General features: G+C 72.6%; 25 protein-coding genes. 21 read left to right on the top strand and 4 right to left on the bottom strand.

The genetic code is table 11. The annotated features are described in order from the left end of the window. Nucleotides 1-86: 86 nt before the first annotated feature. Together ABD140_RS34855 and ABD140_RS34850 are read right to left on the bottom strand one after the other, a co-directional pair. The gene (locus ABD140_RS34855; RefSeq protein ID WP_344246307.1) at nucleotides 87-455 is read right to left on the bottom strand and encodes a Zn-ribbon domain-containing OB-fold protein; all 369 of its coding nucleotides are present in this window, start codon (nucleotides 453-455) and stop codon (nucleotides 87-89) included. Between the two features lie 5 nt (nucleotides 456-460). Continuing rightward, nucleotides 461-1,633 carry a thiolase family protein gene (locus ABD140_RS34850; protein WP_344246305.1) on the bottom strand — a complete coding sequence of 391 codons (1,173 nt, stop codon included), beginning with the start codon at nucleotides 1,631-1,633 and terminating at the stop codon, nucleotides 461-463. A gap of 262 nt (nucleotides 1,634-1,895) precedes the next feature. On the opposite strand from ABD140_RS34850, the gene ABD140_RS34845 reads away from it, so the two are divergent. After that, nucleotides 1,896-2,099, top strand: a complete 204-nt coding sequence (locus ABD140_RS34845; protein WP_106398580.1) for a cold-shock protein — start codon at nucleotides 1,896-1,898, stop codon at nucleotides 2,097-2,099. Between the two features lie 103 nt (nucleotides 2,100-2,202). Here ABD140_RS34845 and ABD140_RS34840 read toward each other — a convergent pair whose 3' ends face one another. After that, the gene (locus tag ABD140_RS34840) at nucleotides 2,203-3,363 is read right to left on the bottom strand and encodes an alkaline phosphatase PhoX (protein ID WP_344246303.1); all 1,161 of its coding nucleotides are present in this window, start codon (nucleotides 3,361-3,363) and stop codon (nucleotides 2,203-2,205) included. A gap of 125 nt (nucleotides 3,364-3,488) precedes the next feature. Beyond that, nucleotides 3,489-4,451: a prolyl aminopeptidase gene (gene pip, locus ABD140_RS34835; RefSeq protein WP_344246327.1), complete on the bottom strand. Its 963-nt coding sequence runs from the start codon at nucleotides 4,449-4,451 to the stop codon at nucleotides 3,489-3,491. A gap of 140 nt (nucleotides 4,452-4,591) precedes the next feature. Here pip and ABD140_RS34830 point away from each other — a divergent pair, with 140 nt between their 5' ends. From ABD140_RS34830 to pheT, 20 genes are all read left to right on the top strand, one after another. After that, a complete protein-coding gene (locus ABD140_RS34830) occupies nucleotides 4,592-5,794 on the top strand; it encodes a coiled-coil domain-containing protein (RefSeq protein ID WP_344246301.1) in 1,203 nt (400 codons plus the stop codon). Nucleotides 5,795-5,920: 126 nt separating this feature from the next. Continuing rightward, nucleotides 5,921-7,573, top strand: coding sequence for a CTP synthase (gene pyrG / locus ABD140_RS34825; RefSeq protein WP_344246299.1), 1,653 nt, complete (start codon nucleotides 5,921-5,923; stop codon nucleotides 7,571-7,573). Continuing rightward, on the top strand, nucleotides 7,570-8,235 hold the full coding sequence (locus ABD140_RS34820; RefSeq protein WP_344246297.1) for an NUDIX domain-containing protein: 666 nt from the start codon (nucleotides 7,570-7,572) through the stop codon (nucleotides 8,233-8,235). The genes pyrG and ABD140_RS34820 overlap by 4 nt, the downstream gene beginning before the upstream one ends. A gap of 12 nt (nucleotides 8,236-8,247) precedes the next feature. Continuing rightward, nucleotides 8,248-9,165, top strand: coding sequence for a site-specific tyrosine recombinase XerD (xerD, locus tag ABD140_RS34815; RefSeq protein WP_344246294.1), 918 nt, complete (start codon nucleotides 8,248-8,250; stop codon nucleotides 9,163-9,165). Between the two features lie 96 nt (nucleotides 9,166-9,261). Next, nucleotides 9,262-10,167 (top strand): ParA family protein, encoded by a 906-nt coding sequence (locus ABD140_RS34810; RefSeq protein WP_106398584.1) that lies wholly within the window; start codon nucleotides 9,262-9,264, stop codon nucleotides 10,165-10,167. Nucleotides 10,168-10,341: 174 nt separating this feature from the next. Next, entirely contained in the window at nucleotides 10,342-11,223 is an 882-nt protein-coding gene (locus ABD140_RS34805; protein ID WP_344246291.1) for a segregation and condensation protein A, read from the top strand. Next, entirely contained in the window at nucleotides 11,216-11,767 is a 552-nt protein-coding gene (gene scpB, locus ABD140_RS34800) for an SMC-Scp complex subunit ScpB (protein WP_344246289.1), read from the top strand. The genes ABD140_RS34805 and scpB overlap by 8 nt, the downstream gene beginning before the upstream one ends. Beyond that, nucleotides 11,764-12,516 carry a pseudouridine synthase gene (locus ABD140_RS34795; protein WP_344246287.1) on the top strand — a complete coding sequence of 251 codons (753 nt, stop codon included), beginning with the start codon at nucleotides 11,764-11,766 and terminating at the stop codon, nucleotides 12,514-12,516. Before scpB ends, ABD140_RS34795 begins: the two co-directional genes overlap by 4 nt. Nucleotides 12,517-12,533: 17 nt before the next feature. Then, entirely contained in the window at nucleotides 12,534-12,896 is a 363-nt protein-coding gene (gene aroH, locus ABD140_RS34790; protein ID WP_344246285.1) for a chorismate mutase, read from the top strand. 28 nt (nucleotides 12,897-12,924) lie between these two features. After that, nucleotides 12,925-14,031, top strand: a complete 1,107-nt coding sequence (locus ABD140_RS34785; RefSeq protein WP_344246283.1) for a prephenate dehydrogenase — start codon at nucleotides 12,925-12,927, stop codon at nucleotides 14,029-14,031. Nucleotides 14,032-14,043: 12 nt separating this feature from the next. Further along, on the top strand, nucleotides 14,044-14,712 hold the full coding sequence (gene cmk / locus ABD140_RS34780; RefSeq protein ID WP_344246281.1) for a (d)CMP kinase: 669 nt from the start codon (nucleotides 14,044-14,046) through the stop codon (nucleotides 14,710-14,712). A 48-nt stretch (nucleotides 14,713-14,760) separates the two neighbouring features. Next, nucleotides 14,761-16,215 (top strand): ribosome biogenesis GTPase Der, encoded by a 1,455-nt coding sequence (gene der, locus ABD140_RS34775; protein WP_344246279.1) that lies wholly within the window; start codon nucleotides 14,761-14,763, stop codon nucleotides 16,213-16,215. A gap of 449 nt (nucleotides 16,216-16,664) precedes the next feature. Beyond that, nucleotides 16,665-17,351, top strand: a complete 687-nt coding sequence (infC, locus tag ABD140_RS34770; protein ID WP_344246325.1) for a translation initiation factor IF-3 — start codon at nucleotides 16,665-16,667, stop codon at nucleotides 17,349-17,351. A gap of 129 nt (nucleotides 17,352-17,480) precedes the next feature. Continuing rightward, entirely contained in the window at nucleotides 17,481-17,675 is a 195-nt protein-coding gene (gene rpmI / locus ABD140_RS34765) for a 50S ribosomal protein L35 (RefSeq protein ID WP_106398591.1), read from the top strand. A 77-nt stretch (nucleotides 17,676-17,752) separates the two neighbouring features. Continuing rightward, nucleotides 17,753-18,127, top strand: a complete 375-nt coding sequence (gene rplT, locus ABD140_RS34760) for a 50S ribosomal protein L20 (protein WP_344246274.1) — start codon at nucleotides 17,753-17,755, stop codon at nucleotides 18,125-18,127. An 11-nt stretch (nucleotides 18,128-18,138) separates the two neighbouring features. Then, complete coding sequence (locus tag ABD140_RS34755) at nucleotides 18,139-18,957, top strand: TrmH family RNA methyltransferase (RefSeq protein WP_344246272.1); 819 nt, start codon at nucleotides 18,139-18,141, stop codon at nucleotides 18,955-18,957. 170 nt (nucleotides 18,958-19,127) lie between these two features. Further along, the gene (locus ABD140_RS34750) at nucleotides 19,128-19,559 is read left to right on the top strand and encodes an STAS domain-containing protein (protein ID WP_344246270.1); all 432 of its coding nucleotides are present in this window, start codon (nucleotides 19,128-19,130) and stop codon (nucleotides 19,557-19,559) included. A 117-nt stretch (nucleotides 19,560-19,676) separates the two neighbouring features. Further along, nucleotides 19,677-20,768 (top strand): sensor histidine kinase, encoded by a 1,092-nt coding sequence (locus ABD140_RS34745; RefSeq protein WP_344246268.1) that lies wholly within the window; start codon nucleotides 19,677-19,679, stop codon nucleotides 20,766-20,768. Between the two features lie 238 nt (nucleotides 20,769-21,006). Next, a complete protein-coding gene (gene pheS / locus ABD140_RS34740) occupies nucleotides 21,007-22,116 on the top strand; it encodes a phenylalanine--tRNA ligase subunit alpha (RefSeq protein WP_344246266.1) in 1,110 nt (369 codons plus the stop codon). Continuing rightward, nucleotides 22,116-24,638: a phenylalanine--tRNA ligase subunit beta gene (pheT, locus tag ABD140_RS34735; protein WP_344246264.1), complete on the top strand. Its 2,523-nt coding sequence runs from the start codon at nucleotides 22,116-22,118 to the stop codon at nucleotides 24,636-24,638. The genes pheS and pheT overlap by 1 nt, the downstream gene beginning before the upstream one ends. Nucleotides 24,639-24,663 lie beyond the last annotated feature (25 nt).

Here is a 24,663-nt window from a genome sequence, read left to right as displayed (position 1 = left end):
GCCCCGGGAAAGGCGGAGCGGGACCTGCCGGAAAGCGAGGCGCCCCCGTCCCGCGGGGCGGGACGGGGGCGCTCGGAGCGCGGGGCTCAGGCCGGGACGAACTCCAGCAGCGGCTCGCCCTCCTCCTGGGGGGTGAACCGCGCCCGGAGCGCCAGGCCCTCGGCGGGGGCGTCCACGTCCGCCAGGGCGGCGTGCAGCCAGGGGCCCTCGGCGAGCTCCACCAGCCCGATGCGGGCGGCGGGCCCGCCCCCGCGGCCCGGCCCCGCGGCCCAGCTCACCAGCGTGCCCGTGCCCTCGGCGGCGGCCCACTCCAGCCGCTGCGCGCCGCACCCGGCGCAGCCCGCGGCGTCCGGCGCGTACCACCGGCCGCACTCGCCGCACCTGCGGACGACCAGCTCGCCGCGCAGCGCCCCGTCGAAGAACGCGTCGGTGCGTCCGTCACGTCTGATGGTCATCGTGTTCACCGTCCTGCTCGCGCGCCCGGCGCCGTCGGGCCGAGGATGAGGGTGCTGTGGTGGTCGAGGATGCCGCCGTTGCCGCTGACGAGGATCACCTCGTTGCGCTCGGCCTGGCGCTCGCCGCCCTGGCCGCGCGCCTGGATCACCGCCTCGGACAGGGGCGTCATGCCCCACATGTAGTAGCCCGACAGCTGTCCGCCGCCGGTGTTGGTCGGCAGCCGCCCGCCCGGGCCCAGCGCCCCGGACTCGGCCAGCGCCCCGCCCTCGCCCTTGGCGCAGAACCCGTAGTCCTCCAGGGTCAGCAGGGTGGTGATGGTGTAGCAGTCGTAGACCTGGCACTGGTCGACGTCGGCGGCGGTGACCCCGGCCATCTTCATCGCGGTCGGCCCGGAGACCGCCGCGCCGGTGGTCAGCCCGAACCCGCTGCCGCGCTCCATGGTGTGCCCCGGGTGGCCCTGGCCCCAGCCCAGCACGTGCACGGGGGGCTGGGCGAGGTCGGCCGCGCGGTCGCCGCGGGTGACGACCACCGCGATCGCGCCGTTGGAGACCAGGCAGCAGTCCAGCAGGTGCAGCGGCTCCACGACCCAGCGCGAGTTCTGGTGGTCCTCGATCGTGATCGGGTCGCGCATCTGGGCCAGCGGGTTCATGGTCGCCCACTGCCGGGTGGAGACGGCGACCGCGCCCAGCTGCTCGCTGGTGGTGCCGTAGCGCGCCATGTGCCGCTGGGCGGCCAGCGCGTAGTAGGCGTTGACGCTGCGGAAGCCCTGGGAGGCCGTCATGCCGCCGTAGCCGTAGTACTCGCGCGCCGACCGGTCGTAGGCGGCGCCGGCGGACTGCTGGGGCTTCAGCGGCGCGTCGGCGAAGACGCAGGCGATCGTGTCGGCGGCTCCGCTCTGGACGAGCATCGCCGCGTGGGCGACCATCGCGCCCGCGGTGGCGCCGAAGGCGTGCATCAGGCTGAGCACGCGCAGGTCGCGCAGGCCCAGCGTCTGGGCGAGCTCGATGCCGGGGGAGCCGCCCAGGCCGTGGCTGACCAGCAGCCCGTCGAGGTCCGCCAGCTCCAGCCCGGCGTCGGCCGCGGCCAGCCGCACCGCGTCCGCGGCCAGCCGGCGCGGACTGCGCCCGTACACCTTGCCCAGCTCGGTCATGCCGAGGCCGGCGATCGCCGCTCCCACCCGATTACCTCCCGATCGTCCGTTGCCCGCAGCATACCGAACGGGATTCGGGAAAAAGTGGGGGGATTGATCGCGCTCGGACGGACACCGGGAGTCCTCAGTGTGCTACCTTGAGCAGTGGTCGTAGCTGTTCTTTCGCTGATCGAGTGTTCGATTGCCTGCGGAGTGCACTTCCGCGGGCTTTCTTCATTTACGGGGGGACTCTCGCGGCGGCCGCGGGCTCGCGCAGTGTGGGCCCGGAGTTACAACCCAGGAGTGCAGTATGGCGCAGGGCACCGTCAAGTGGTTCAACGGTGAGAAGGGCTTCGGCTTCATCTCTCAGGATGAGGGCGGCCCGGACGTCTTCGTCCACTTCAGTGCCATCCAGGGCAGCGGTTACCGCAACCTGGAGGAGGCCCAGCGGGTGGAGTTCGACATCACCCAGGGCCCCAAGGGTCCGCAGGCCGAGAACGTCCGCGGGATCTGATCCACGCAAACGTGCGAGGGGCCCCCTCAGCCTTCGGGCTGAGGGGGCCTCCTCGTTTCTCCGCCCCCGGCGCCTTCTCGGCCCGGAACGGGGAGCGCGGGGATCAGGTGCGGAACGGCCCCGTCACGCAGTAGGTGATGCCACCGCTGGAGGAGCCGGACGTGCCGCGCTGCGAGGAGAAGTACAGCCGGTTCCCCGCCGGGTTGAACGCCGGCCCGCACAGCTCCGAGGAGCCCTGCCCCGTCACCCGCAGGAACGGCGCCACCCTGTCGTCGGGCGTGATGACGTTGATCTCCATGTTCCCGCCGTCCTCGGCGACGTACAGGTCGCCGTAGGAGGAGCCGGTGATGTTGTCCACCCCGGTCAGCGGCGCGGTCCCGCCCGTGACCAGGCCGTCGTCGTAGGCCAGTTCGAACGTGCTCGCGCCCAGGTCGAACTGCCAGACCCGGTTGTCCCCCTTCGTGGTGATCCACACCGTGTCGTCGGCGTACCAGCAGCCCTCGCCGCCGTTGAAGGACTTCGACCCCGCCACCTGGTTCCGGGTGGCCGTCGGCGAGCCGTCCGGGTCCGGCACGGTGGCCCAGCCGAACGACCCAGACGTGCCCGAGCCCGCCACCAGCACCTGGAGGGTGCCCGATGACAGGTTCCCCCAGGTGGCCGGGACGAAGCGGTAGAAGCGCCCGTCGGTCTCGTCCTCGGTGAGGTAGATCACCTGGCGGACGGGGTCGGCCGCGGCCGCCTCGTGCTTGAACCTGCCCATCGCCGGACGCGCCGCCGCCGAGCCGCCGAAGGGGTAGGTCTCCCAGACCCGGCCGAGGCCGACCTCCTCGCACGACAGCCAGGTGTTCCACGGCGTCTTGCCGCCCGCGCAGTTGTTGTTCGTGCCGCTGAGGATGCGCGAAGCCGCCGTCGGCGTCCCGCCCGAGTCGAACCGGATCATGGAGGCGCCGCCCCCGGCGGAACCGGACACCTCGGAGTTGGACACGTAGATCCAGCCGCTCCCGTCGGCGAAGCAGGCTCCGCCGTCGGGAGCGGAGTGCCACACGTAGGAGGTGCCGGGCACCGCCTGGCCGGACCGGGCCACGACCTGGCTGGTGAAGCCGGAGGGCAGCCGGATGCCGTTGGCGTCGGCGGCCAGCAGCGCCCCGTAGGGGCCGGTGCCGATCTGCGCGGGGGCGGCCAGCGCCCCGCGCATCAGTGAACCGGAGACCGCGGCGGTCCCCGCGGCGAGCACGCCGGCGCGCATGAAGGTACGACGTTCCATCTTCGGGGGTCTCCCTGAGGGAAGGTGATGGGACGTCTCAGTCATCTCCGCGCGGAGGGTACGCCGGGGTGCCGCGGGGTTGCCGTTGGATGATCTCCTGGTGTCCGGCCGGGGGCCGCGCCCCCTCAGCGTTCGGCGAAGGCGTCCGTGGCGGAGATCAGGCGGTGCAGGATGCCCGGCTCGTCGAAGGCGTGCCCCGCGTCGTCCACGATGTGGAACTCCGCCTCGGGCCAGGCCTTGTGCAGGTCCCAGGCGGTGGCCATGGGCGTGCACACGTCGTAGCGGCCCTGGACGATCACCGCGGGGATGTGCCGGATGCGGTCGATGTTCGCCAGGATCCACTCGTCGGACTCGAAGAACCCGCCGTTGCGGAAGTAGTGGTTCTCGATCCGGGCGAAGGCCAGGGCGTACTCGGGCTCGGCGAAGTGGCCGACCAGCTCGGGGTCGCGGCGCAGGGTGACCGTCCCGCCCTCCCAGGTGGACCAGGCGCGCGCGGCGGGCAGGTGGACCGCCGGGTCCGGGTCCTCCAGCCGGACGGCGAACGCCTCGATGAGGTTCTCCCGCTCCTCCTCGGGGATCGGCTCCAGGTAGCGCTCCCACAGGTCGGGGAAGAGCAGCGAGGCGCCGTACTCGTAGAACCAGAAGATCTCGAAGGGCCGGAGCAGGAAGATCCCGCGCAGCACCAGCTCGCTCACCCGGTCGGGGTGGGTCAGGGCGTAGGCCAGGGACAGGGTGCTGCCCCAGGAGCCGCCGAAGACCTGCCAGCGCTCGATCCCCAGGTGCTCGCGCACCCGCTCCAGGTCGGCGACCAGGTGCCAGGTGGTGTTGTGCTCCAGGGAGACCGCCGGGTCGGCGGCGTGCGGCAGGCTGCGGCCGCAGTTGCGCTGGTCCAGCAGGACGATCCGGTAGCGCTCGGGGTCGAACTGCCGGCGGTGGTCGGGGATGCAGCCGCCCCCCGGCCCGCCGTGTACCATCACGACGGGTTTGCCTTGTGGATTGCCGCACACCTCCCAATAAATCCGGTTGCCGTCTCCGACCTCGAGCAGACCAGAGTCGTACGGTTCTATCGGCGGGTACAGACTGCGCAGCTCCATGTTCTGACATTCTGTCAGGTGGAGGAGCACAGGGAGACGGTGCCCGTCTTGCGGGACGGGGGAGACTTTCCCCCACACCGGCAATAGAGTTTGCCCAACGACGTCGTGATGAACCCCCTGATGGAGTCTTTACCGTGAGTGACCTCAGCGGATCAGGCGGCCAGCGCACCGCACAGCCCGGTGGCTTGTCATGGTCGCCTTCGCCGGCGCAGTCGCCCCGTGAACTCCTGACCCAAGGCCCGCAGCCGCTGCCCGCGCCCGCCGGCGCCCAGCAGGGTGAGGAGCAGCACACCCTCCCCGGCTGGGACCTGGTGGACAAGCTCAAGCAGATGGCCGAGCTGCTCGGCGAGGCGCTCTCGATGGGGGAGCGGCGCATCACCGACGTGCAGGCCGAGGCCGCCAACCAGCTCGCCGCCGTCCAGGCCGAGAAGGAGAAGTCCCAGCGGGACGCGGCCACCGCCTGGAGCGAGGTGCAGCGCACCCGCACCAGGGCCGAGCAGGCCGAGCGCCGGGTCGGCGAGACCGAGGCCGCGATGCGCCAGCTGGTCACCCAGCACGACAACGTGCAGGCGGCGCGGGACGAGGCGCTGCGCTCCCTGGAGGAGACCGCCAACGCCCGGCGCGCCGCCGAGGAGCGCATCGCGGAGCTGACCCGCGCGGTGGAGACCGTCCGCACCGAGCTGTCCTCGGTGCGCGCGGCCCTGGGCGACGCCGAGAACACCGCGCAGGCCCTCCAGGTGGCCGCGGGCAACGCCGCCAAGGAGGCCGAGGAGGCGCGCCGCCAGGCCGCGGACGCCACCCGCCAGGCCGCCGAGGCCAATCGCCAGGCCGAGGACTCCCGCCGCCGCAGCGAGGTGGCCGAGGCCGAGCGGCAGAGCGCCGTGGAGACCGCCCAGCAGGCCGTGGAGCAGGCCAAGTCGGCCGAGGCGGCCCGCGAGGCCGCCGCCCAGGACAAGGCGCGCGCCGAGTCCGAGGCCACGCTGGCGCGCTCGCGCACCGAGCAGCTCACCCGGGAGCGGGACGGGGCGATGGCCGCCGTCCGCCAGATCGCCACCGAGCGGGACGCCGCCCTGGAGAAGATCAAGGAGCGGGACGCCTGGGTGGACCAGCTCGCCGAGGCCGTCACCGAGCAGCGCGCCCAGCTCGGCGCGCTCTCCCAGGAGCGCGACGCCGCCCGCAACGCCGCCGACCAGGCGCGCAGCCTGATCGATGAGCTCACCCGCCAGCTGCGGATCATCATGCCGTCCTCGCCGCTGCACAACCACGCCGCGCTGAGCGAGGCGGGCGTGACGGGCGCGACCATGACCGATTCCAGCCGCAACGGTTACCCGGGCTGAACCGGGGAACACCCGGTGCATACCGGGTGATCGCCTCATGACGAAGCGACACTGAGCTGCTGTTATCCTGGTACCCCGTGGACAGGGCGGCTCCCGCCGCCGTACGACGACCACGGGAGACCGCTCTTGCGACTCGCTGATTCCGGCAAAACGCGCACCACCAAGCACCTCTTCGTCACCGGGGGGGTCGCCTCCAGTCTGGGCAAGGGCCTCACCGCCTCCAGCCTCGGGCGCCTGCTCACGCTGCGCGGCCTGCGGGTCACCATGCAGAAGCTGGACCCGTATCTCAACGTGGACCCGGGCACGATGAACCCGTTCCAGCACGGTGAGGTCTTCGTCACCGACGACGGCGCCGAGACCGACCTCGACATCGGCCACTACGAGCGCTTCCTCGACACCGAGCTGCACGGCAGCGCCAACGTGACGACCGGCCAGGTCTACTCCAACGTGATCGCCAAAGAGCGGCGCGGGGAGTACCTCGGCGACACCGTCCAGGTGATCCCGCACATCACCAACGAGATCAAGGACCGCATCCGGGGCATGGCCGGCCCGGACATCGACGTGGTGATCACCGAGGTCGGCGGCACCGTCGGCGACATCGAGTCGCTGCCCTTCCTGGAGGCGGTGCGCCAGATCCGCCACGAGATCGGCCGCGACAACGTGTTCTACCTGCACGTGTCCCTGCTGCCCTACATCGGGCCCTCGGGCGAGCTGAAGACCAAGCCGACCCAGCACTCGGTGGCCGCCCTGCGCAACATCGGCATCCAGCCGGACGCGATCGTGCTGCGCAGCGACCGCCCGGTGTCCGACAGCATCAAGAACAAGATCAGCCTCATGTGCGACGTGGACGCCGAGGCCGTGGTCTCGGCCGTCGACGCCGCCTCGATCTACGACATCCCCAAGGTGCTGCACTCCGAGGGCCTGGACGCCTACGTGGTGCGCCGCCTGGACCTGCCGTTCCGCGACGTGGACTGGGGCGTGTGGGACGACCTGCTGCGCCGCGTCCACGAGCCCGCCCACGAGGTCGAGATCGCCCTGGTGGGCAAGTACATCGACCTGCCCGACGCCTACCTGTCGGTCACCGAGGCGCTGCGCCACGGCGGGTTCGCCAACGACGCCAAGGTCAAGATCCGCTGGGTGAAGTCCGACGACTGCCAGACCCCCGAGGGCGCCCGCGCCCACCTGGCCGGGGTCGACGGCGTGCTCATCCCCGGCGGTTTCGGGGTGCGCGGCATCGAGGGCAAGCTCGGCGCGATCCGCCACGCCCGCGAGAACGGCGTGCCCGTCCTCGGCCTGTGCCTGGGCCTGCAGTGCATGGTCATCGAGGTGGCCCGCGACCTGGCCGGGATCGCCGACGCCGGCAGCACCGAGTTCGACGAGAAGACCGACCACCCGGTGATCTCCACCATGGCCGACCAGCTCGACGTGCTCTCCGGCGAGCGCGACCTGGGCGGCACCATGCGCCTGGGCCTGTACCCGGCCGACCTGGCCGAGGGCTCGGTGGTCCGCGAGCTGTACGGCGGCGCCGCCCGGGTCTCCGAGCGCCACCGCCACCGCTTCGAGGTCAACAACGCCTACCGCGCCGACCTGGAGAAGGCGGGCCTGCTCTTCAGCGGCCTGTCCCCGGACGGCCGGCTGGTGGAGTACATCGAGCTGCCCCGCGAGACGCACCCGTTCTTCGTCGCCACCCAGGCGCACCCGGAGTTCCGCTCACGGCCCACCCGCGCCCACCCGCTCTTCACGGGCCTGGTCGCCGCGGCCCTGGCGAACCGGAAGTGACGGGCGCTCCCGGGGGGTCCCCGGAGGCCGAGGGGTCCCCGGAGGTCAGGGACGTCGCGCAGAGGTGGCCCGCCACCGGCTCGGCCGAGCGCTTCCGCGGCCGGATCATCAACGTCCGCGAGGACGAGGTGCTCATGCCGGACGGCGGCGGCGGGAAGGAGGCCGTCCGCCGGGAGTACGTGGAGCACCTGGGCTCCGTCGGCACCATCGCCCTGGACGACCGGGGCCGGGTCCTGCTGCTGCGCCAGTACCGGCACCCGGTCGGCCACCTGCTGTGGGAGGTGCCCGCGGGCCTGCGCGACGTGGCGGGCGAGCCGCTGTGGCGCACCGCCGAGCGCGAGCTCCTGGAGGAGGCCGGATACCGGGCCGCCACCTGGCACACGCTGCTGGACACCTTCCAGACGCCCGGCATGAGCGACGAGCGGGTGCGGGTGTTCCTCGCCCGCGACGTGGAGCCGGTGCCCGACGAGGAGATCGACTTCGTCCGGGTGCACGAGGAGGCCGACATGCCGGTGGTCTGGGTGCCGCTGGAGGAGGCGGTGGCGGCGGCGCTGGGCGGGCGGATCCACAACGCCCTGGCGGTCTCGGCGATCCTGGCGCTGCACGCGGCGCGGTCGCGGGGATGGGAGGACCTGCGCGACAAAGAGGCCGCCGAAGCCTAAGCTCTGCCCGTCATGAGCACTCTCGAAGCCGCGGTCGGTGCCTATCTGGGGCATCTCGCGGTCGAGCGCGGCCTGGCCGCGAACACGCTCAGCTCCTACCGGCGCGACCTGCGCCGCTACCAGGAGCACCTGCGGGCCAGGGGGGTCCCGGACCTGGCCGCCGTCGGCGAGCGGGACGTGCGGGAGTTCCTGGCCTCCCTCCGGGAGGGCGGCCACGGGCGCGCCCCGCTGTCGGCGGGCTCGGCGGCCCGCGCGGTGGTGGCCGTCCGCGGCCTCCACCGGTTCGCGCTGCGGGAGGGGCTGGCCGAGGCCGACCCCTCCCGCGAGGTCCGTCCGCCCGCCGCCCCCCGCAGGTCGCCCAAGGCCATCTCCCCGGCCGAGGTGGAGCGGCTGCTGGACGCCGCCGGGGACGACTCGGCGCGGGGCCTGCGCGACAGGGCCCTGCTGGAGCTGCTGTACGGCTCGGGGGCCCGGATCTCCGAGGCGGTCGGCCTCGACCTGGCCGACGTCGAGCTGGACGAGGGGGTCGTCCGGGTCCGCGGCAAGCGGAGCAGGGTGCGGGCCGTCCCGATCGGCGGCTGCGCGGGGCGGGCGCTGGAGGCCTACCTCGCGCGGTCCCGGCCCCGGCTGGCCGGGGCGGGGAAGGGCACGGCCGCCCTGTTCCTCAACGCCCGGGGCGGCCGGCTGTCCCGCCAGGGCGCCTGGATGGTGCTGGGCGCCGCCGCCGGGCGCGCCGGGCTGACGGACGTCTCCCCGCACACGTTGCGACATTCCTTCGCGACCCACCTCCTGGAGGGGGGCGCGGACGTTAGAGTGGTCCAGGAACTCCTCGGGCACGCCTCGGTCACCACGACACAGGTGTACACGCTTGTGACGGTACGGCTACTGCGTGAGGTGTACGCCACAGCGCACCCCCGCGCACGTGCGTGAACACGCGCCGGGGCCGTGTGTCGTGTTGCCGTCGCGTCCCGTGCAGCTTAGAGTCCCCGCATCGACGGTATCTCCTCGCCGTCGGGGAGGATCAACATGCCTGACGCAGGCGCGGAAAGCGTGCTCTCAGCAGCGATCGCCACCGAGCCCGGAGGCGCGCTGGGTCCGACAAGGCGGCCCGTCCCCACTTTTCCCGATCCGGAGCCCCTGGCCGAACACGGCCCGGCGCGGATCGTCGCCATCTGCAACCAGAAGGGCGGGGTGGGCAAGACCACCACCACCATCAACCTGGGCGCGGCACTGGCCGAGCAGGGCCGCCGGGTGCTGCTGGTGGACTTCGACCCCCAGGGCGCGCTCTCGGTCGGCCTCGGCCAGGGCGACCCGCGCCAGCTGGACGTCACCGTCCACAACATGCTGCTGGAGGCCGACACCGACTGGGAGGACATCCTCCTGGAGACGTCGGTGGAGGGCATGCACCTGCTGCCCAGCAACATCGACCTCTCCGGCGCGGAGGTCCAGCTGGTGCACGAGGTCGGCCGCGAGTACATCCTCTCGGGCGAGCTCAAGGCCGCCGTCGAGCACTACGACTACATCCTCATCGACTGCCAGCCCTCCCTGGGCCTGCTGACGATCAACGCGCTCGCCGCCGCCCAGGGCGTCGTCGTGCCCCTGGAGTGCGAGTACTTCGCCATGCGCGGCGTCGCGCTCCTCATGGAGACCATCGAGAAGGTCCAGCAGCGCATCAACCCCTCCCTGGAGATCGACGGCTTCCTGGGCACCATGTACGACTCGCGCACCCTGCACACCCGCGAGGTGCTCCAGCGCATCGTCCAGGCCTTCGGCGACCAGGTCTTCCACACGGTGATCAACCGCACGGTCCGCTTCCCCGATGCCACCGTCATGGGCGAGCCGATCACCACCTTCGACCCCTCCTCCATGGGCGCCAACCACTACCGCGAGCTGGCCAAGGAAGTCATCCAGCGCTGGAAGGAACTGGGCTAGCCCGGTTCCGCCTGCTTTTCCGGGGGACGACCCCCGGGTCCCCGAGGAGGGCACAGCCGATCCTCGCTCCGCTGCGGTCGTCTGTGCCTGTTCTTCCGGGGACGACCCCGGGCCCCGATGAAGGCACAGCCGATCCTCGCTCCGCTGCGGTCGTCTGTGCCTTAGGCTTCCCGCGTGGCCGTTCGGGAGCAGGAGAAGGAGAAGGAAGAGCAGGTCCAGGGCTTCCAGGTGCACCTGGACGTGTTCTCGGGGCCGTTCGACCTGCTGCTCGGGCTGATCGCCAAGCACAAGCTGGACATCACCGAGGTGTCCCTGCACCGGGTCACCGACGAGTTCATCTCCTACATCCGCTCGCACGGGCCCGAGTGGGACCTCGACCAGACCAGCCACTTCCTGCTGGTCGCCGCCACGCTGCTGGACCTCAAGGCGGCGCGGCTGCTGCCGTCCGGCGAGGTCGACGACGAGGAGGACCTCGCGCTGCTGGAGGCGCGGGACCTGCTGTTCGCCCGCCTGCTGCAGTACCGGGCCTACAAGGAGGTCAGCGCCTACTTCGCCGGGCGCATGGCCGCCGAGGCGCGGCGCGTGCCCCGGACGGTGCCGATGGAGCCGCGGTTCGCCAACCTGCTGCCCGAGGTGCTGCTGGGCCTGGGGCCCGAGGAGTTCGCGCGGCTGGCCGCCCGCGTCTTCCAGCCCAAGCCCGGCCCGCCCGGCGTCTCGGTGGGCCACATGTACACGCCACAGGCCAGTGTGGAGGAACAGGGCGCTATCCTCGTGGAGAGGCTGCGCAAGCTCAGGAAGGCGACCTTCCGCGCGCTGACCTCCGACTGCGCGGGCGTCCACGAGATCGTCGCCCGGTTCCTGGCGCTGCTGACCCTCTACCGCGAGCGGGCGGTGTCGTTCGAGCAGATCGAGCCCCTGGGCGAGCTGCACGTCGGATGGACGGGCAGCGAGGAGGGCGAGATCGAGCTGGCGGACGAGTTCACCGGGGATCCGCCGCCGGCGGAGGAGACGCGGGAACGGCAAGGACGAGGGGACGAGGGGGACCGTGGTGAGTGAGGAGCCGTCGCTGAGGGCGTCCCTCGAAGCGGTGCTGCTGGTGGTCGACGAGCCGGTCACCGAGATCGTCCTGGCCCAGCTGCTGGAGGAGCCCGTCGCCCGGACCACCGCGGCGCTGGAGGAGCTGGCCGCCGAGTACCGCGACCAGGGCCGCGGCTTCGAGCTGCGCCGGGTCGCCGGCGGCTGGCGCTACTACACCAGCGAGGCCTGCGCGCACGTGGTCGAGCGCTACGTCACCGAGGGCCAGCAGAGCAGGCTCACCCAGGCCGCGCTGGAGACCCTGGCCGTGGTCGCCTACCGGCAGCCGGTCAGCCGCGCCCGGGTCTCGGCGGTCCGCGGCGTCAACAGCGACGGGGTGATGCGCACCCTGACCCTGCGCGGCCTGATCGAGGACGCCGGCCGGGACCCCGAGTCCCAGGCCACCCTCTACCGCACCACCGGCTACTTCCTGGAGCGCCTGGGCCTGGACTCCCTGGAGGAGCTGCCCGAGCTGGCGCCCTACCTGCCCGACGAGATCAACGACATCGAGGACGTCTCCGCATGAGCACCACCACCGGCCACCAGGGTGAGCAGGGCGTCCGCCTGCAGAAGGTCCTGGCCGACGCCGGCATCGGCTCCCGCCGCGCCTGCGAGCAGATCATCTCCGCGGGCCGGGTGAAGGTCAACGGCAGGGTGGTCAGCTGGTTCGGCGAGCGGGTCGACCCGCGCAACGACGAGATCCAGGTCGACGGGCGCGCCATCGAGACCTGGAACGAGCTGCGCTACTACGCGGTCAACAAGCCGACCGGGGTGGAGAGCACCATGGCCCCCGGCCGCGGCACCCGCACCCTGATCGACTTCGTCGAGGACCTCACCGAGCGGATCTACCACGTGGGCCGGCTCGACACCGACACCGAGGGCCTCATCCTGCTGACCAACGACGGCGAGCTGGCGCACCGGCTGATGCACCCCTCGTTCGGCGTCACCAAGACCTATCTGGCCGACGTGCCGGGCCCCATCCCGCGCGACCTGGGCCGCCGCCTGCGGGCCGGCGTCGACCTGGAGGACGGCATCGTCAAGGTCGACGGCTTCAAGCTGCTGGAGCAGACGGGCAGGCGCGCGCTGGTCGAGGTCACCCTGCACGAGGGCCGCAAGCACATCGTGCGGCGGCTGCTGGCCAAGGCGGGCTTCCCGGTGCGCAAGCTGGCCCGCACGGGATTCGGCCCGATCGCCCTCGGCAGGCTGAAGCCGGGCGGGGTGCGCGCGCTGACCGAGAAGGAAGTCGCGGCGCTGTACAAAGCCGTGGGCTTGTGAGATCAGGAGGAGACACAGTGGCCGTACGTGCGCTGCGGGGCGCCATCCAGGTGGACGCCGACGACCGGGACCAGATCCTGGAGGCGACCGCCGAGCTCGTCGCCGAGGTGATGTCCCGCAACGGGCTGTCCACCGACGACGTGATCAGCGTGCTGTTCACCGCGACCCCGGACATCACCGCGGAGTTCCCCGCCCTGGCCGCCCGCAAGCTCGGCTTCACCGACGTGCCGCTGATGTGCGCCAGCGAACTGGACGTCCCGCACGCGCTGCCCCGGGTGATCCGGCTCATGGCCCACATCGAGACCGACAAGCCGCGCTCGCAGATGCAGCACGTCTACCTGCGCGGAGCCACCGTGCTGCGCCTCGACATCGCCCAGTGAAGATCGTGACTCCCGGTAAGGTCCTCCCGTGACGGAAATCCCGCGCGTCGTCGTGGTCGGCACCGGCCTCATCGGCACCTCGGTGGCACTCGCCCTGCGCGAGCGCGGCACCGAGGTCCTGCTGAGCGACCGCGACCCGGCGGCCCTGGCCCTGGCGGTGGAGCTGGGCGCCGGCGCCGCCCTGCCCGACGAGGCGGTCGAGCCGGCGGACGTGGCGGTCCTGGCCGTCCCCCCGGCGGCGGTGGGCCGCACCCTGCTGGAGGCGCAGAAGCGCGGCCTGGCCCGCGTCTACACCGACGTGGCCAGCGTGAAGGCGCGGCCCGTCATGGACGCCGTGGACCTCGGCTGCGACCTGCGCCACTACGTTCCCGGCCATCCGCTGGCGGGCCGGGAGCGGTCCGGTCCCGCGGCCGCCCGCGCCGACCTCTTCCTGGGCCGCCCCTGGGCGCTGTGCCCCACCGAGGCGGCCTCGGCCGAGGCCGTCGCGGCGGTGGAGGCCCTGGTGCGGGCCTGCGGCGCCGAACTGCACCACCTCGACCCGGTCGAGCACGACCAGGCCGTCGCCCTGGTCTCCCACGGTCCCCACGTGGCGGCCGCCGCGGTGGCCGCGCGGCTGGCCGAGGCGCCGCCGGTGGCGCTGGACCTCGCCGGGCAGGGCGTGCGCGACGTCACCCGGATCGCGGCCAGCGACCCCGCCCTGTGGCTGGACATCCTCACCGCGAACGCCGCGCCGGTCGCCGAGGTGCTCGACGCGGTGGCCGGGGACCTCGCCCTGGCCGCCGCGATGCTGCGGGCCACCTCCTCGGCCGGTCCCGACGTCGCCGAAGTGATCATGCAGAAGGTCGGCGACCTGCTGAGCCGGGGCAACACCGGGCGCGCCCGGATCCCCGGCAAGCACGGCGGCGTGCCCTCGCGGTACGCCCACGTGCAGGTGGTCATCCCCGACCGGCCCGGTGAGCTCGCCCGGATCTTCGAGGCGGCGGGCAGGGCCGGTGTCAACATCGAGGACGTCTCCATCGAGCACTCGCCGGGACTTCCGGTGGGTGTGGCGGAACTCTCGGTACGGCCCGAGACCGCCGAGACCCTCGCCGCCGCGCTGCGCGAAAGCGGCTGGTCCGTGCCCGTTCTCCCCTGAAAGTCGAAGCACATGACACTGATCATCGCCATGGACGGCCCGTCCGGGTCCGGCAAGTCGAGCGCGGCCAAGGGAGTGGCCCGCCGCCTCGGGTACCGTTATCTGGACACCGGCGCCATGTACCGGGCCATCACCTGGTGGATGCTGGAGCAGGGCGTCGACGTCGAGGACGCGGCGGCGGTCGCGGCCCGCGCGGACGAGGCGCTCATCGAGATGAGCACCGACCCCGACGCCCCCGGGATCCGCGTGGGCGGCGTGGACGTCTCCGGGCCGATCCGCGGCCGGGAGGTCACCGGCGCGGTCAGCGCCGTCAGCAGGGTCCCCGAGGTACGGGCGTCCCTGGTGGCGCGCCAGCGTGAGATCATGGCCGGCGGGGGGATCGTGGCCGAGGGCCGCGACATCGGCACCGTGGTCGCACCGGACGCGCCCGTCAAGGTCTTCCTCACCGCCAGCGAGGAGGCCAGGGCCCTGCGCCGGGCCCGGGAGATCGCCGATCCGGCGGTGTCCGTCGAGGCCACCCTGGCCGACCAGGCGCGGCGGGACCGGCTGGACTCCACCCGCACCGCCTCCCCCCTGACCAAGGCCGACGACGCCGTGGAGATCGACTCGACCGAGCTGGGGCTCGACGAGGTGATCGACGCGGTGGTGAGGCTAGTGAAAGAGCGCGCCGCCACCGGGTGATTCCGTCCTCCGGTGCCGGCGGGACGCACCAGAGAAACGGACGCAATCATGACCGAACGCGACGAGTTCGCCGTCGAAGAAGAGTTCGAGACCTTCGACCCGGACGACTTCGACCCGGCCGACTACGAGGAGCTCACCGAGGAGGCCGAGGCCGCCGAACCGGCGAGGCTGCCGGTGGTGGCGGTCGTCGGCCGCCCCAATGTCGGCAAGTCCACGCTGGTCAACCGGATCATCGGCCGCCGCGAGGCGGTCGTGGAGGACGTGCCGGGCGTGACCCGCGACCGGGTCTCCTACCCCGCCTCCTGGAACGGCCGCGAGTTCACCCTCGTGGACACCGGCGGCTGGCTGCCCGACTCCAGCGGCCTGGCCGCCGCGATCGCCGAGCAGGCCAGGCTCGCGGTCGAGCTCGCCGACGTGGTGCTCTTCGTGGTGGACGCCACGATCGGCGCCACCGACCTCGACGAGGCCGTGGTGGAGATCCTGCGCCGCGCCAAGAAGCCGGTCGTGCTGGCGGCCAACAAGGCCGACGACACCCGCGCCGAGCTCGAGGCCGCCTCCCTGTGGAGCCTGGGCATCGGCGAGCCGGTCCCGGTCTCGGCGCTGCACGGCCGCTCCAGCGGCGACCTCCTGGACAAGGTCCTGGAGGCGCTGCCCGAGCCCGCCCCGCGCGAGCGGCTCGGCGAGGCCGTCGGCGGCCCGCGCCGCGTGGCGCTCATGGGCCGTCCCAACGTCGGCAAGTCCAGCCTGCTCAACAAGCTGGCCAAGGAGAACCGCGCCGTCGTCGACTCGGTCGCCGGCACCACCCGCGACCCCGTCGACGAGCTGATCGAGCTCGGCGGCAGGACCTGGCGCTTCATCGACACCGCGGGCATCCGCAAGCGCCACCGCGAGAACCAGGGCGCCGACTTCTACGCCATCCTGCGCACCCAGTCCGCGCTGGAGCGCTCGGAGGTCGCCGTCGTCCTCGTGGACGCCAGCGAGCCCCTGGCCGAGCAGGACCTGCGCATCGTCAACAACGTGATCGAGGCCGGCCGCGCCCTCGTCCTGGCCTACAACAAGTGGGACCTGGTCGACGAGGAGCGCCGCTACTACCTCGACCGCGAGATCGAGCGCCAGCTCGTCGGCGCCCGCTGGGCGCCGCGCGTCAACATCTCCGCGCGCACCGGCCGCCACGTCGAGAAGCTCGTCCCCGCCATCGACACCGCCCTGGAGAGCTGGGGCCACCGCGTCCCCACCGGCAAGCTCAACCAGTTCTTCACCGACCTGGTCTCCTCCCACCCGCACCCCATCCGCGGCGGCAAGCAGCCCCGCGTCCTCTTCGCCACCCAGGCCGGCACCCGCCCGCCCAGGTTCGTCCTCTTCACCAGCGGCTTCCTGGAGCCCGGCTACCGCCGCTTCATCGAACGCCGCATCCGCGAGGAGTTCGGCTTCGAGGGCAGCCCCGTCTCGGTCACCATGAAGATCCGCGAGAAGCGCAAGGACCGCAACAAGCGGCGTTCCTGATCGCGCTCCTTCGTCGCGCGGGCGATTCGGGCCCTGAGACCCCGCCTTCCTTCAGATCTTGATCGCCCTGGGGGCGATCAAGATCCTCGGTCCAGGCGGGGTCGCCCGAATCGCGGTGGTCGCCCACTGCGCGGTGTGCTGTGGAAAGCGCTGTCACGGGTTCTGCAGTGCTTGACATCTGCTAGTCTTAGAAGCTGACCGGCCTGGGGTGTACGAATGCCCTGGGCGCGCAAGTGGAGCCTGCTCCCACCTGATTCGGCCTTCGGGCCGATGGGTCCCGGTCCAGCGCCGTTCGGGCGTTGAACAGCCCTTGGCAGGGGATACCTTTATAGGTGTACCCGCGAGGGCTGACCGGTGGTGGCCTCGCATGCGCGTCGTGCGGGGCTTTCTTCGTCTGGGAGTCCGGGTACGACAGGTTCAACGGACATGAAAGGCCCCAGGGAGGTCCCATCAGCGCCGAAACGCGTTTCACCGAACCGCGCATCAACGACCGCATTCGCGTGCCGGAAGTCCGGCTCGTCGGGCCCAACGGCGAGCAGGTGGGCATCGTCCCCATCGCCAAGGCGCTCGATCTTGCCCGTGAGTCCGACCTCGACCTGGTCGAAGTCGCGCCCACCGCGCGGCCTCCCGTGGCCAAGCTCATGGACTACGGCAAGTTCAAGTACGAGTCCGCGATGAAGGCGCGTGAGGCGCGGCGCAACCAGGCGCACACGATCATCAAGGAGATCAAGCTCCGTCCGAAGATCGACCCGCACGACTACGAGACCAAGAAGGGTCACGTGGTGCGGTTCCTCAAGGGCGGGGACAAGGTCAAGGTGACGATCATGTTCCGCGGCCGCGAGCAGTCCCGGCCGGAGCTCGGCTACCGGCTGCTGCAGCGCCTGGCCCAGGACGTCAGCGAGCTCGGGTTCGTGGAGTCCAACGCCAAGCAGGACGGCCGGAACATGATCATGGTGATCGGGCCGCACAAGAAGAAGGCCGAGGCCAAGGCCGAGCAGGCCGAGGCGCGCGCCCAGCGCAACGCCGCCCGCGGCGAGCAGTCCGCCGAGGCCGAGACCGCCGAGGCCGAGACCGCAGAGGTCGAGACGGCCGAGGTCGAGGCCGCCGAGGCCGCCGAGGAGCCCCGCTCCGAGTGAGACCAGCCTGACCGGGTCCCCTCCCTCAGGCGGGGGGACCCGGTTTCAGGATGCACCGGTGCCGACCCCGGCGTGCATTCCCCCGCACGCCCGGTCGGCCACGCCCAGATATCGAAGGAGACGGCCGCCATGCCGAAGACCAAGACCCACAGTGGCGCCAAGAAGCGCTTCAAGCTGACCGGCTCCGGCAAGGTGGTGCGCCGCCGCGCGAACAAGAACCACCTGCTCGAGCACAAGCCGACCAAGCGCACCCGCCGCCTGGACGGCAACGCGGTGGTCTCCGCCGCCGACACCCCCATGATCAAGAAGCTGCTGCGCAAGTAGTAGCCGTCCGACCGATGAGTACGACCGGCCGGTGGTCGACGAAGAGCACCCCGGCCCCCACGAAGGAGTTGTGAGACGTGGCACGCGTGAAGCGGGCGGTCAACGCCGCCAAGAAGCGCCGGGTCGTTCTGGAGCGTTCGAGCGGCTACCGCGGCCAGCGGTCCCGCCTGTACCGCAAGGCCAAGGAGCAGCAGCTCCACTCGATGACCTACGCCTTCCGGGACCGCAAGGACCGCAAGGGCCAGTTCCGCCGCCTGTGGATCCAGCGCATCAACGCCGCGGTCCGCCTCAACGGCATGACCTACAACCGGTTCATCCAGGGCCTCAAGGCCGCCGAGGTCGAGGTCGACCGGCGCATGCTGGCCGAGCTCGCGGTGAACGACGCCGCCGCCTTCGCGGCGCTGGTCGAGGTCGCCAAGAAGGCCCTCCCGGCCGAGCCGGCCAAGGCCTGAGGACGCGGGCGATGGCGGGCCTCGAGCTGACCAGTATCCGCTCCCCGCGGGTGAAGTCCGCTCGCAGGCTCGCCAAAAGGTCCTTCCGGCAGCAGGACCGGCGGTTCCTCGCCGAGGGTCCGCAGGCGGTCCGGGAGGCGCTGGCCCTCGAAGGAGGGCTGGCGGAGCTGTACACCACGGCCGAGGCCGCCCAGCGGCACGCCGAGCTGATCGCCGCCGCCGAGCGGGCCGGGGTCCCGGTCCTGCGGGTGAGCGGCGAGGTGATGGCCGAACTGGCACAGACCGTGACGCCCCAGGGGCTGCTGGCGGTCTGCGCCTTCCTCGACGTCCCCCTGGCGGGCGCCCTGAGCGGCGCGCCCAGGCTGGTGACGGTCCTGTCCCACGTACGCGACCCCGGCAACGCCGGGACGGTGCTGCGCGCCTCCGACGCCGCCGGCGCCGACGCGGTGGTCTTCACCGACGCGTCCGTGGACCCCTACAACGGCAAATGCGTCCGCGCCTCGGCCGGCAGCCTCTTCCACCTTCCGGTGGTGACCGGCCCCCGCTACGACACGCTGATCCCCGCGCTCCGCGAGGCCGGTCTGACCGTGCTGGCCGCGGACGGGGCCGGGAGCCGCACCCTGGACGACGTCGCCGACGACGGCTCGCTGGGCCGCCCCACGGCATGGGTGTTCGGCAACGAGGCCTGGGGCCTGCCCGAAGAGGTGCGGGCACTGGCCGACGACGTGATCCGCGTGCCCATCCACGGCAAGGCCGAGAGCCTTAATCTGGCGACGGCCGCGGCGGTGTGCCTGTACGCTTCGGCGCGCGCGCAGCGAACGGTCGGGTAGGCCCGCACCACGAGTCGGAGCGGCGGGGGTTGCCGCTCTTCCCTGGCCGTTTCAGGACATCGGGCTTGCGCTGTCCTCATCCCTGCGGCTGCCAAGATGACCATGAAGCCCGGCTCCACCGCCCTCGGGCGGCGGCCGGGCGCACCATGTCACCAGAGGAAAGGGAGTACATGCTCCGCCGATCGAGGTCCGAGCCGATGCGCACCGGCCCGATCCGCTGCCACGAGGCGGCGGACGAGCGGGACCTGCGCGTCGAGCTGGCGGCCCTGCACGGCGACACCGCCGTGGTGACGGTGGCCGGGGAGATCGATCTCCGGTCCGCTCTGACGCTTCGCGACCATCTCCTCGCGGTCACCGAAGCGGGTTTCGAGTCGATCGTCATCGACTTCGGGCAGGTCCTCTTCTGCGACGCCTCCGGCCTCAACGCGCTGGTCGCGCTGGCCAACCGGGTACGGGCCCGCGGGGGAGGGGTGTGGCTGGCGGGGGTGCGCCCGCCGCAGCGCCGGCTCTTCCAGATCACCGGTCTCGACCGCCGTTTCCCGCTCTGCGAGCGGGTCGAGGACGCGGTCGCGCAGGCGGGTCCGCACCCGCTCGGCCGTTAGGCTCGCGCGGCCGCGGTGAGAGACCGTCAATCCCCTTTCGGGTAAGGGGTTTCGCGCTCCCCAGACCCCCCTCCCTGACGCTAGGCTCTGTGTCATCGGGCCGTTGGGAGGGGGCCAATGGGCGCGGAAGGGCAGGCCGCGGAGCCGGGCACGCTGGTGCCCGAACCGCGCAGCGCGCCCTCCTACGGCGACGAACTGCCCGACGGGCTGCTGGTCGCCGACGCCGCGGGCCGGGTGATCTCCTTCAACCGCATGGCCGAGCGCCTCACCGGCCTGCGCCGCGCCCAGGTCCTGGACCGCGTGGCCTGGGACGTCCTGCCCCTGCACGACGCGGGCGGGCGCGACTGGTGGAAGTGCACCGACCCGTACGGCGGCCTGCACATCCGCACCCGCCATCCCGAGCGGAGCCTCTTCCTGGCCGGCGGGCGCGAGGTGCTGGTGACCGCCTCCTACCTGCGCGACGCCCGGCACCGCGTCCGGCGCTTCCACGTGTCGCTGCGCGACGCCGCGGCCCGCGCCCGCCAGGAGCGCGACCGCGCCGACCTCGTCTCCACCGTCGCCCACGAGCTGCGCTCGCCGCTCACCAGCGTGAAGGGCTTCACCGCCACGCTGCTGGCCCGCTGGCACCGCTTCAACGACGACCAGAAGCTCGTCATGCTGGAGACGGTCAACGCCGACGCCGACCGCGTCACCCGCCTGATCACCGAGCTGCTGGACGTCTCCCGGATCGAGGCGGGCCGGCTGGAGATGCGCCGCCAGCCGGTCGACCTGGCCGGCCAGGCCCGCGCGGCGATCGCCGGCCGGGTGGCCGCCGGCGATCCGGAGGACCGCTTCCGCCTGGACGTGCGCGGCCCGCTGCCGGAGCTGTGGCTGGACCCCGACAAGGTCGCGCAGATTCTCGGTAACTTGGTGGAGAACGCCGTGCGGCACGGCGCTGGTACTGTCACGATCGTGGTGGAGCCGGACACCGGGAGGGAGGGAGCCGTCGTGTCGGTACGCGACGAGGGCGAGGGCATCCCCCCCGAGGCCGCCCACCGTGTCTTCCGCCAGTTCTGGCGGGGCAACCGCCGCCGGGGCACCGGCCTCGGCCTCTACATCGTGAAGGGCCTCGTGGAGGCCCACGGCGGAACGATCATCGTGCAGCGCGCCCCCGGCGGCGGCGCCGAGTTCCGATTTACCATGCCCGCCGGGACCCCGTCTCACGCCTGATCCGATCACGCTGAGACACCCGGTGGGCCACCCCAGGCGGTATTTTCTTTTCGGAGCCAGCCCTTGACGGTGCCTTCCACAGAAGACCGTGGAGAGGGCGACCGTCGCGGTTCGGGCGTCCCCGTCTGGACTGAGGATCTTGATCGCCCCCAGGGCGATCGAGATCTGAGGGAAGACGGGGACCAGAGGCCCGAACCGCCCGCCACGCCGGAGGCGGGCCATTAAACAGGAGCTATTTATGTCTGCACCCAACAAGTCGTATGACCCCGTCGAGGTCGCGGCGCTGGCGCCGGAGGCGCTGGAGAGGCACCGCGAGGAGGCCCTGTCCGCGATCGGGGCCGCCTCGTCGCTGGAGGAGCTGAAGGAGGTGCGGCTCGCGCACGCGGGGGACAGGTCGCCGCTGGCGCTGGCCAACCGGGAGATCGGCGCGCTGCCGCCGCACGCCAAGGCCGAGGCCGGCAAGCGCGTGGGCGCGGCGCGCGGCGCGGTGAGCCAGGCGCTGAAGGCGCGCCAGGCGGAGCTGGAGGCCGAGCGGGACGAGCGGGTCCTGGTCGAGGAGACCGTGGACGTCACGCTGCCGTGGGACCGGGCGCTGCCCGGGGCGCGGCATCCGCTGACGACGATGGCCGAGCGCATGGCCGACGTCTTCGTCTCGATGGGCTTCGAGATCGCCGAGGGCCCGGAGATCGAGGCCGAGTGGTTCAACTTCGACGCGTTGAACTTCCCGCCGGACCATCCGGCGCGCGCCATGCAGGACACGTTCTTCGTCGAGTCCGAGGACTCCGGGATGGTCCTGCGCACCCACACCTCGCCGGTGCAGGTGCGGGCGCTGCTGTCGCGGGAGCTGCCGGTGTACGTGGTGGCGCCGGGCCGCACGTTCCGCACCGACGAGCTGGACGCCACGCACAGCCCGGTCTTCCACCAGCTGGAGGGCCTGGCGGTGGACGAGGGCCTGACGATGGCCGATCTGAAGGGCGCGATCGCCGCGTTCGTGAACGGCCTGTTCGGCGACCCGCTGCCGGTGCGGCTGCGCCCGTCGTTCTTCCCGTTCACCGAGCCGTCGGCCGAGGTGGACATGCAGTGCTTCGTCTGCCACGGCGCGTCCGTGGGCGACCCGGACGCACCGTGCCGCACCTGCTCGTCGGAGGGCTGGATCGAGATCGGCGGCTGCGGCATGGTCAACCCGCGGGTGCTGCGGGCGGCCGGCGTGGACCCCGAGCGCTACAGCGGCTGGGCGTTCGGCCTGGGCGTCGAGCGGACCCTGATGTTCCGGCACGGGGTCGAGGACATGCATGACATGGTCGAGGGCGACGTGCGTTTCGCCCTCCCGTTCGGGATGGAGATCTGATGCGGGCCCCGCTTTCGTGGCTGCGTGAGTACGCGGCGCTGCCCGCCGAGGTGACCGGCCGGGATCTGGCCGCGAAGCTGATCGCGGCGGGCCTGGAGGTCGAGACGGTCGAGACCGCCGACATCACCGGGCCGATCACCACCGGCCGGGTGCTGGCGATCGAGGAGCTCACCGAGTTCAAGAAGCCGATCCGCTGGTGCCAGGTCGACGTCGGCAATCCCGAGCCGCAGAACCTCATCTGCGGTGCGCGCAACTTCGCCGTCGGCGACGTCGTGGTGGTCGTCATGCCGGGCGCGGTGCTGCCGGGCGGTTTCGCCGTCGGCGCCCGCAAGACCTACGGCAAGCTGTCGGAGGGCATGATCTGCTCGCTGCGCGAGCTGGGCATCGGCGACGACCACGACGGCATCCTCATCCTGCCCGGGGACACCGCGGTCGGCCTGGAGGCGATCGAGCTGCTGGGCCTGCGCGACGACGTGCTGGACATCGCCGTCACCCCCGACCGCGGCTACTGCCTGTCGATCCGGGGCGTGGCGCGGGAGGCCGCGACCGCCTACGGCGTGGCGTTCCGCGATCCGGCGGAGATCGAGGTCGCCGACGAGGGCGCCTCCTACCCGGGCGCCGTCGCCGATCCGGCGGGCTGCGACCGGCTCGTGCTGCGCCGGGTGCGGGGCTTCGACCCCGCCGCGCCGTCGCCGCTGTGGATGCGGACCAGGCTGCACCGGGCGGGGATGCGCCCGGTGTCGCTGGCCGTCGACGTCACCAACTACCTGATGCTCGAGCTCGGCCAGCCGCTGCACGCCTTCGACGCCGCCCGGCTCACCGGGACGATCACCGTGCGGCGGGCGCGGGAGGGCGAGGGCCTGGAGACGCTCGACCACGTCAAGCGCACCCTGGACGCCGAGGACCTGCTGATCACCGACGAGGCGGGCCCGCTGTCCATCGCCGGCGCGATGGGCGGCCTGCACAGCGAGATCGGCGACGCCAGCACCGAGGTGGTGATCGAGGCCGCGCACTTCGACCCGGTCGCCATCGCCCGCACGGTCCGCCGCCACAGGCTGCACAGCGAGGCGTCCTACCGGTTCGAGCGGGGCGTGGACCGGGAGCTGCCGCTGCGCGCGTCGCTGCGGGCGGTGCGGATGCTGGCCGAGCTGGGCGGCGCCGAGGTCGTGCCGGGCGCCACGGTCGTGGACGCCCCGGTCGAGCCGGTGACGATCACCATCCCGGTGTCGCACCCGTCGCGGGTCGCGGGCGTGGAGTACTCCCGCGAGACCGTCGTGCGGCGGCTGGAGCAGGTCGGCTGCACCGTCGAAGGGGACGATCCCCTCACGGTGACGCCCGCCTCGTGGCGGCCCGACCTCACCGACCCCAACGACCTGGCCGAGGAGGTCATCCGCCTCGAGGGCTACGACGCCATCCCCGAGCGGGCGCCGCGCCCGGCGGCGGGCCGCGGCCTGACGCCGCGCCAGCGGCTGCGCCGCCGGGTCGGCCGGGTCCTGGCGGCCACCGGGCACACCGAGGCGCTCAGCTACCCGTTCGTCGCGGAGAAGGACTGGGACTCCCTCCAGCTGCCCGCCGACGACGCGCGGCGCCGCGCGCTGCGCCTGGCCAACCCGCTGTCGGAGGACGAGCCGCTGCTGCGCACCACGCTGCTGCCCGGCCTGCTGCGCACCGCCGCCCGCAACCTCGGCCGGGGCCAGAGCGACCTGGCCCTGTTCGAGATCGGCGTGGTGTTCCGGCCCGGTCGGACGACCGGAGCGAAGCGAGGATCGGCCGAGTCGGACCTCGGGGGTCCGGGGGTCGCCCCCCGGACCGGCACGCACACCGGCGCAGTCCCGGTCTACCCGGTGGACCGGGCGCCGACCGCCGAGCAGATCGCCGCGATCGACGCGGCGCTGCCCCACCAGCCGCAGCGTGTCGCGGTGCTGGTGGCCGGCGAGGCCGAGCGCTCGGGCTGGTGGGGCAAGGGCCGCGCGGGCGGCTGGCAGGACGCGATCCAGGCGGCGCGGGCGATCGCCGCGGAGGCCGGGACCGAGCTGCGGGTCGTCGCCGACCGGCACGCCCCCTGGCACCCGGGCCGCTGCGCCGCCCTGTACGCGGGCGGCGTCCTGGTCGGCCACGCCGGGGAGCTGCACCCGCGGGTGCTCCAGGCCTACGGGCTGCCGCCGCGCTCGGCCGCAGCGGAGCTGGAGCTGGACCACCTGGACGCCACGCACAGCCCGGTCGCGCCGCACGTGTCGACCTACCCGGTGGCCACGCAGGACGTGGCGCTGGTCGTGGACGCCGCCGTGCCGGCCGCCGAGGTCGAGTCGGCGCTGCGGGAGGGCGCGGGCGAGCTGCTGGAGTCCCTGCGGCTGTTCGACGTCTACACCGGCGACCAGGTGGGCGAGGGCCGCAAGTCCCTGGCCTACGCGCTGCGGTTCCGCGCCGCCGACCGGACGCTCAAGGCCGAGGAGGCCACCGCGGCCCGCGACGCCGCGGTCGCGCGGGCGGCCGAGCTGACGGGAGCCGCCCTGCGGGGCTGAACCGGCCGCAGAGGCAGGAACGGCC

The organism is Actinocorallia libanotica (genome assembly GCF_039525175.1).
GTDB lineage: Bacteria > Actinomycetota > Actinomycetes > Streptosporangiales > Streptosporangiaceae > Actinocorallia > Actinocorallia libanotica.
Note: the sequence above shows the minus strand (reverse complement) of the source record. Positions and strands in the feature narration are given on the sequence as shown.

Coding starts and splice junctions, on each gene's coding strand:
- ABD140_RS34855 (WP_344246307.1), bottom strand. CDS start 455: ATGACCATCAGACGTGACGGACGCACCGACGCGTTCTTCGACGGGGCG.
- ABD140_RS34845 (WP_106398580.1), top strand. CDS start 1,896: ATGGCGCAGGGCACCGTCAAGTGGTTCAACGGTGAGAAGGGCTTCGGC.
- ABD140_RS34840 (WP_344246303.1), bottom strand. CDS start 3,363: ATGGAACGTCGTACCTTCATGCGCGCCGGCGTGCTCGCCGCGGGGACC.
- xerD (WP_344246294.1), top strand. CDS start 8,248: ATGAGCACTCTCGAAGCCGCGGTCGGTGCCTATCTGGGGCATCTCGCG.
- ABD140_RS34810 (WP_106398584.1), top strand. CDS start 9,262: ATGCCTGACGCAGGCGCGGAAAGCGTGCTCTCAGCAGCGATCGCCACC.
- ABD140_RS34795 (WP_344246287.1), top strand. CDS start 11,764: ATGAGCACCACCACCGGCCACCAGGGTGAGCAGGGCGTCCGCCTGCAG.
- cmk (WP_344246281.1), top strand. CDS start 14,044: ATGACACTGATCATCGCCATGGACGGCCCGTCCGGGTCCGGCAAGTCG.
- der (WP_344246279.1), top strand. CDS start 14,761: ATGACCGAACGCGACGAGTTCGCCGTCGAAGAAGAGTTCGAGACCTTC.
- rpmI (WP_106398591.1), top strand. CDS start 17,481: ATGCCGAAGACCAAGACCCACAGTGGCGCCAAGAAGCGCTTCAAGCTG.
- ABD140_RS34755 (WP_344246272.1), top strand. CDS start 18,139: ATGGCGGGCCTCGAGCTGACCAGTATCCGCTCCCCGCGGGTGAAGTCC.
- ABD140_RS34750 (WP_344246270.1), top strand. CDS start 19,128: ATGCTCCGCCGATCGAGGTCCGAGCCGATGCGCACCGGCCCGATCCGC.
- ABD140_RS34745 (WP_344246268.1), top strand. CDS start 19,677: ATGGGCGCGGAAGGGCAGGCCGCGGAGCCGGGCACGCTGGTGCCCGAA.
- pheS (WP_344246266.1), top strand. CDS start 21,007: ATGTCTGCACCCAACAAGTCGTATGACCCCGTCGAGGTCGCGGCGCTG.
- pheT (WP_344246264.1), top strand. CDS start 22,116: ATGCGGGCCCCGCTTTCGTGGCTGCGTGAGTACGCGGCGCTGCCCGCC.